Here is a 491-nt window from a genome sequence, read left to right on the forward strand (position 1 = left end):
GTGAAAAACTTGACGCGCTTGAGCCCTTCCACCCTGAGCGTGTGGCACAGCGTATCTTGGGCATGGGTGACGTGCTGTCACTGGTCGAAGAAGTCGAGCAAAAAATTGACCGCGAAAAAGCGGAAAAAATGGCGAAAAAAATCCAAAAAGGCGGCGAGTTTGACCTTGAGGATTTGCTAACCCAATTCCAGCAAATGAAAAATTTGGGCGGCATGGCGGGCTTTTTGGATAAAATGCCAGGCATGAGCGGTGCGGATGTCCAAAAAGCGGTATCAGATGCCAAACCAGAAGAAAAGGTCAAAGAAATGGAAGCACTCATTCATTCCATGACCCCATTTGAACGTAAAAACCCTGATAAAATCAACCCAAGCCGTAAACGCCGTATCGCGGCAGGCGCGGGTAAAGACGTACAGCACGTCAATCAGCTGTTAAAGCAGCACAAGCAAATGGCAAAAATGATGAAAATGTTATCTGACCCATCGGGCATCAGC

Annotated in this window: 1 pseudogene; it reads left to right on the forward strand. The window is 47.9% G+C overall.

The features are described from left to right. Positions 1-491: pseudogene (locus J5M71_RS27590) on the forward strand (signal recognition particle protein); the annotation flags it as partial.

Source organism: Pseudomonas sp. 43(2021) (genome assembly GCF_017490805.1).
Lineage (GTDB): Bacteria > Pseudomonadota > Gammaproteobacteria > Pseudomonadales > Pseudomonadaceae > Aquipseudomonas.